The following is a 7,294-nucleotide window of genomic DNA, read 5'->3' as shown; positions in this document are numbered from 1 at the left end:
TACATGTTCACCAACACCGGCGCATCATCGCCATGCCGGGAGTACCAATCCTCCAACCGGCCCAGTTCCAGCGCCTCACCACCGAAAACGACGTAACGCAGCGCCAGGTCACTTCCTGGGTTTTCTCGGTCGGCGGCCATCAACTGGTAGAACGCCGACGGCGTCTGGTTGAGGACCGTCACCCGCTCAGCGGCCAGCAGCTCCAGGAAATTTTCCGGAGAACGCGACGTCAGGAACGGCACCACCACCAGACGGCCGCCATACAACAGCGACCCCCACAACTCCCACACCGAAAAATCGAACGCATACGAGTGGAACAACGTCCACACATCATCCGACCCGAAACCAAACCACCGCTCAGTGGACTTCAGCAGCCGCACCACATTCTGATGCGGCACCACCACACCCTTAGGCCGACCCGTCGAACCCGACGTGTAAATCACATACGCCGGATGCTCCGCAAGCAGCCCCACCCCGCCCAGGTTCTCGTCCGGGCGACCGGTGACGTCATCCTCATCGAGCAGCACCCTGGGCAGGTTCTCAGGCAGCACCGCCGCCGCCTCGCTCGTGGTGACCGCCAGGGTGGGGCCGGAGTCCTGGAGCATGTAGGCGATGCGGTCCGCCGGATAATCCGGATCCACCGGCACATACGCCGCGCCCGCCTTCAACACCGCGAGCACACCCACGACCAAGTCGATCGAACGCGGCAACGCCAAAGCCACAAACCGCTCCGGCCCCGCCCCACGCTCCACCAGCAACCGCGCCAGCCGATTCGCCGCAGCGTTCAACTCTCCGTAGGTGACGCTCGCGCCCCCGAAGGTGACGGCCACCGCATCAGGAGTCTGCGAAGCCTGGGCCTCGAACAACGCCGGGATCGTCGCCCGCCCGGACTCCCCGGCGAGCAGGCCCGTCCGCTCAGGCGTCACCGCGTCCGGAGCCTGGGATGTCCCGGCCGGTGCCGGGATCGGCGCCTGGCCGGCCCCGGAGCCGGCTCCTCTCGCCCATTCGGTGAGGATCGTGCGCCGCTCCGCCTCGTCCAGCAGGTCCACCGACCCGATCGGCGCGTCCGGGTCGGCGACCGCCGCGCGCAGCAGCCGGGCGAGCCGGTCCGCCAGCGCCGCCACGGTGGGCCGGTCGAACCGGTCGAGCGCGTACTCGAAGCCGGCCTCGATTCCGGCCGGGCGGCCGTCGTCGCCGGTGCGTTCCTCGACGTAGAGCGACAGATCGAACTTGGCGGCACCGGCGCCGAGCGGTTCGGGCCCGGCGGTCAGGCCGTCGACCTCCAGCCGGGCCTCGGGGTTGTTCTGGAACGACAGCACCACCTGGAACAGCGGGTGGCGGCCCAGGTGACGGGGTGGGTTGAGCACCTCCACCAGCCGCTCGAACGGCACATCCTGATGCGCGTACGCCGCCAGATCCGTCTCCCGCACCCGCGACACCAGCTCACGGAAACTCGGATCACCCGAAGTGTCGGTCCGCAGCACCAGCATGTTGACGAACATGCCGACCAGATCGTCCAACGCCTCATCGGTACGCCCCGCGATCGGCGACCCGATCGGCACGTCCGTCCCCGCGCCCAGCCTGGTCAGCAGCGCCGCCAGCGCCGCCTGCATGACCATGAACAGGCTGGCCTGCGACTGGCGGGCCAGCGTCACCAGGCCCGCGTGCAGTTCGGCGTCCACCTCGAAGGGCAGCATGCCGCCCCGGTAGGTGGCCTCGGCCGGACGCGGCCGGTCGGCGGGCAACGCGATCTCCTCCGGCAGCCCCGCCAACACCTCCCGCCAGAACCCGATCTGACGACTGACCAGCGACTGCGGATCATCCTCCGAACCGAGCAACTCTTGCTGCCACAACGTGTAGTCGGCGTACTGCACCCGCAGCGGCGGCCAGTGTGGCGCGTCCCCGTCCCGGCGGGCCAGGTAAGCGGCTATCACGTCGCGGGCCAGCGGAGCCATCGACCAGCCGTCCCCGATGATGTGGTGGATCACCAGCACCAGGACGTGCTCGTCGGGACCCAGCCGCAGCAGCCGGGCGCGCAGCGCCGGCTCGGCGGCCAGGTCGAAGCCCCGGCCCGCGATCTGCGCCAGCGCGGCCGGCAGCCCGGCCTCGGCGACCTCCTCCACCGGCAGCGCCGGGACGGCGTCGGCCGGGTCGAGGACCTGCTGGCGGGGCGTGCCGCCGCTGTCGGGGAAGATCGTGCGCAGCGGCTCGTGCCGTTCCACCACGTCGGCCAGCGCCGCCCGCATCGCCGCGGGGTCCAGCTCACCGCGCAGCCGCAGCGCCACCGGCACGTTGTAGGTGGCCGACGGCCCCTCGAACCGGTCGAGGAACCACAGCCGCTGCTGCGCGTACGACAGCGGCACCCGGTCAGGGCGCTCCACCGGCGCCAGCGGGGGCCGCACCGTGCCCGCCGCCTCGTCCAGCCGGTCCGACAGCCGGGCCACGGTGGGCGCCTCGAACAGCGCCCGGACCGGCAGCTCGGCCGACAGCGCGGACCGGATCCGGCCGACCAGGCGGGTGGCCGACAGCGAGTCGCCGCCGAGGGCGAAGAAGTCGCCGTCCACACCGACCCGGGGGACGCCGAGGACCTCGGCGAACAGCCCGCACAGGATCTCCTCGCGCGGGGTGCGGGCGGCGCGCCCGGCGATGACGGCCTGGTCGGGGGCGGGCAGGGCGGAGCGGTCCAGCTTGCCGCCGACCGTCAGCGGCAGCGCGTCCAGCACCGTCACCAGCGGCACCATGTAGTCCGGCAGCGCCTCGGCGGCGAACCGCCGCAGCTCGGCGGCGTCGGCGCGACGCCCGGCGGCGGGCACCGCGTAGGCGGCCAGCCGCCTGTCCCCCGGCCGGTCCTCGCGAACGACGACGGCGGCCTGCACGACGTCCGGGTGACGCAGCAGGACGGACTCGATCTCGCCCGGCTCGATGCGGAAGCCGCGGACCTTCACCTGGTCGTCGGTGCGGCCCAGGTAGTCCAGCTCACCGTCCGACCGCCACCGCACCAGGTCTCCGGTGCGGTACATGCGGGCGCCGGGCTCCCCGAACGGGCAGGCCACGAACCGCTCCGCCGACAGGCCCGGCCGGTGCAGATAGCCGCGGGCTACCCCGTCGCCCTCGACGTACAGCTCGCCGGGCACGCCGACCGGGACGGGCCGCAGCCGCGCGTCCAGCACGTGGACGCGGGTACCGGCGACGGGGCGGCCGATCGGCGGCGTCTCCCCCGGCTCCAGGGGGTCGCTGATAGTGGCGGCGACGGTGGTCTCGGTGGGCCCATAGGCGTTGATCATGCGGCGGCCGGGGGCCCAGCGCGCCACCAGTTCGGCACCGCTGGCGTCCCCGCCGACCACGACCGTGCGTAGCCCGTCCAGGCCGTCCGGGGACAGGCCACCCAGCGCCGCCGGAGTGATGAACGCCCGGCTGACACCGTGCTCGCGCAGCAGGTCGGCAAGCTGGTCCCCGCCGTAGACATCGGACGGGACGACGACCATCGCCGCGCCGGCGCGGAAGGCCATCAGCGCCTCCAGGACGGAGGCGTCGAAACTGGGCGAGGAGAACTGCAGGGTCCGGTCGTCGCCGGTCACGGCGTACCGCTCGACCTGGGTGTCGGCCAGCCCCGCCAGCCCCTGGTGGGTGACGACGACGCCCTTGGGCCGCCCGGTGGAGCCCGACGTGTAGATGACGTAGGCCGGATGGGCCGGCCGCAGGGGCGCACGCCGTTCCGCATCGGTGACGTCGTCCTCGGCGTACCCGGACAGCTCCAGCGCGTCCAGGCTCAGCCAGTCCGCCATCACGGGCACGCCAGAGGCCTGCTCGGACGCGGCGTTCCCGGGCGCGGGAGGCAGGTGGGCGGCGTGTTCGGTGGTGGTGATGCCGAGGGCCGGGCGGGCGTCGGCGAGCATGTAGGCGAGGCGGTCGGAGGGGTTGGCGGGGTCCAGCGGCAGGAACGCGCCGCCCGCCTTGCTCACCGCCAGCGCGGCGATCCAGTAGTCGGCCGAGCGGGGCATCGCGAGTGCGACGAGGCTTTCGGGTGCCACGCCCTGGGCGATGAGGTGGCGGGCCAGGCGGTTGGCGCGGCCGTTCAGCTCGGCGTAGGTCAGCGTGGTGCCGCCGGAGATGATCGCGGGGGCGTCCGGTCGGGTCGCCGCCCGGGTTTCGACCAGGGCGGGCAGGGTGACGGGCGGCACGGGCGGGGCGGCGGTGTTCCAGCTCTCGATGAGCCGCCGCTCGTCGTCGCCCAGCAGGTCGAGGTCGCCGATCCGCCGCTCGGGGTCGTCGGCGAACTCCTCCAGCAGCCGGGCGACGCGGGCGAGGATCCGTTCGGCGGCGGCGGTGTCGTACACATCCGGCCGGTGGTCCAGCCGCAGCGCCAGGCGGGGGCCGGGGACGGCCACGAACGACAGCGGGTAGTGGGTGGCGTCCCGGGACCCGAACCCGGTCAGTCGCAGCCCGCCCAGCGACCCGTCCATGCTGGACGGGTCGAACGGGTAGTTCTCCAGCGCCGTCATGGTGTCGAACAGCGCGGCGTGCCCGGTGGCCCGCTGGATGTCGGTCAGCCCCAGATGGTGGTGGGCCAGCAGCCCGGCCTGCTCGTCCTGGAGACGTTCCAGCAGGTCGGCCAGGGTGTCATCGGGGCCGAACCGGACCCGCACCGGGATGGTGTTGATGAACAGTCCGATCATCTGCTCGACGCCTGGCAGCTCCGGCGGACGGCCGGACACGGCCGCGCCGAACACCACGTCGTCGCGTCCGGTGAGGTTGCCCAGCACCAGGCCCCACACGCCCTGCAGCAGGGTGGCCGGGGTGACGCCGTGCCGCCGCGCCAGCCTGGTCAGCCGGGTGGACAGCCTCTCGTCCAGTTCCCGTTCCACCCGTCCGGGCCGCACGGGAGGACGGCCGGCGGCCTCGGGGGCCGCAAGGGTCGGCTCCTCCAGCCCGTCCAGCGCGTCCCGCCAGGCGGTCTCGGCGGCGGCGCGGTCCTGCCCGGCGAGCCAGGCCAGGTAGCTCTTGTACGGGGTGGGGCGGGGCAGCCCGGTGTCGTGGCCGCCCTGCACGTACAACGCGAACAGCTCGGTGGCCAGCACCGGCGTGGACCAGCCGTCCAGCAGGATGTGGTGGTGGGTGAGGATGAGCCGGTGGCGGTCCCCCGGCAGCCGGGCCAGCACGAACCGCAGCAGCGGCGGCTCGGTCAGGTCGAACGGACGCGCCAGCTCCCGCCCGGCCAGCCGGGCGGCCTCCGCCTCGTCGGCGACGACGACTTCCTGCCAGGGCACCTCGACCTGGCGCGGGACGACCTGGACGGGCCGGCTCAGCCCTTCGTGCCAGAACGCGGCCCGCAGGTTGGGGTGGCGGCGCAGCAGCGTCTGGGCGCTGGTGCGCAGCGCCGCCACGTCCAGCGGACCCTCCAGGTCCAGGGTCAGCTGCGCGGTGTAGATGTCGGTGCCGGCCTCGTCTCCCGCGTCGAACAGTGCGTGGAAGAAGAACCCCTGCTGGAGCGGTGACAGCGGCAGGATGTCCTCAAGGTCGGACCGGTTCAACTCTTGTTCCTCCACGCGGCCTGCAGTGCGTCGATCTCGTCTTGGTCGAGGTCCACCAGCAGGTCGGAGGGGGTGAACCCGCCGGCCTGCCCGTCGTCGCCGGTGTCGAGGTGGGCCACCAGCCCGCGCAGCGCCTCCAGCCACGTCTCGGCCAGCGCCCGCACCTCGTCCTCGGTCAGCACCCCGTCCGGCCAGGTCCAGGTGACGGTCAGCTCGGGACCACCGGGCAGGTCGCGGGTGACGGCGTTGATCTCCAGGACGTGCGCCATGGGCAGCCGGGGGTCCTCACCGGAGGGCGTTTCCTCCGGCGCCAGAGCCCAGTCCTCCGCGCCGCCGGGGGCCACCCGGCCGAGGTAGTTGAAGGCGATCTGCGGCTGCGGCAGGTCGGCCAGTTCCGCGGCGGTCTCCGGGTTGAGGTGGCGCAGCAGGCCGTAGCCGATCCCGTGGTCGGGGACCCGCCGCAGCTGCTCCTTGACCTTCTTGAACGCGCCGCCGACCGCCTGCCCGCCGGCCTCGACCTCCGTCCAGGGGACGGCGCCGGGGTCCAGTCGGACGGGGTGGATGGTGGTGAACCAGCCGACCGTGCGGGACAGGTCCACGCCGGGGACGACCTCCTCCCGGCCGTGGCCCTCGACGTCGACCAGCACCGCGGTTCCCCGGCCGCCGCGCGTCCGCCGCCACTGGGCGACAGCCAGCGCCAGCCCCGTGAGCAGCGCGTCGTTGACCCCGGCGTGGAACGCGGCGGGCACCGAGGTCAGCAGCGGCTCGGTGGTCTGCGCGGGCAGGGTCAGCGACAGGGTGCGGGCGCGGGCGGCGATGTCGACCGCCGGGTCGAGACGACGGCCGCCGAGCCTGGGGTTGGGACCTTCGAGGATGTCGATCCAGGTGTCCAGCTCGGCGACCCGTACCGGGTCGGTGGCCTCAGCGACGAGCCGCTGCGCCCAACGGCGGAACGAGGTGCCGACCGGCTCCAGGGCCGGGGTCTGTCCGGCGCTGATGGCAGCCCAGGCGGTGACCAGGTCGGGCAACAAAATCCGCCAGGACACCCCGTCCACGACCAGGTGATGCAGCATGACCAGCAGCCGTCCCTGCGCGTCGGGGCCGGCGTCGAGGTGAACGAGCTGGGCCATGACCCCTGCGGCCGGGTCGAGGCGGTCGCGGGCGGCGGTCGCCTGCTCGGCCAGCACCCGAGCCGCCTTGTCGGCGTCGAGCCAGGCGATGTCCACCCGGTGAACGAGCGCGGCGGCGTCCACCTCCCCAGCGGGCCGCACCACCGGCCGCCGGTCCTCGTCGAGGCGCAGGCGAAGCATGTCGTGGTGGTCGAGCAGGGTCTGCAGCGCCCCGGCCAGGTGATCGGTGTCCAGGCCGCCGGGGGTGCGCAGCAGAACGGACTGGTGGAACCCGTCGAACGCGCCGCCCCGCTCCTGCAGCCAGTGCATGATCGGGGTGGCGGGGACGGGTCCGATCCCGGCGCCCGGGGGCTCGACCTCCACCGCCTGGGTGTCGGCGGCGTCCTGGGCGATGACGGCGAGTTCTTCGACGGTCTGGTGCTGGAACACCTCACGCGGAGAGATCACCAACCCGCACTGACGGGCACGGGAGACCAACTGGATCGCGATGATGGAATCACCGCCCAGGTCAAAGAACCCGTCATCGATCCCCACCCGCTCCAAACCCAGCACCTCGGCGAACAGACCCGCAAGAACCTCCTCACGCTCAGTACGAGGCACCCGGGAAGACACCTTGGCCGCAAAATCGGGGGC

Annotated in this window: 2 protein-coding genes; both read right to left on the bottom strand. The window is 72.8% G+C overall.

All coding sequences use genetic code 11. The features are described from left to right. On the bottom strand, positions 1-5,531 hold a 5,531-nt coding region (locus C4U03_RS39475), incomplete at its 3' end, for a non-ribosomal peptide synthetase (RefSeq protein WP_103944984.1). Then, positions 5,528-7,261: a condensation domain-containing protein gene (locus tag C4U03_RS39470; protein ID WP_235018411.1), complete on the bottom strand. Its 1,734-nt coding sequence runs from the start codon at positions 7,259-7,261 to the stop codon at positions 5,528-5,530. The genes C4U03_RS39475 and C4U03_RS39470, both read right to left, overlap by 4 nt. Between the last annotated feature and the right edge of the window lie 33 nt (positions 7,262-7,294).

Source organism: Thermomonospora echinospora, from assembly GCF_900108175.1.
Classification (GTDB): domain Bacteria; phylum Actinomycetota; class Actinomycetes; order Streptosporangiales; family Streptosporangiaceae; genus Thermomonospora; species Thermomonospora echinospora.
The sequence above is the reverse complement of the archived record's forward strand: the minus strand, read 5'-3'. Positions and strand labels throughout refer to the sequence as shown.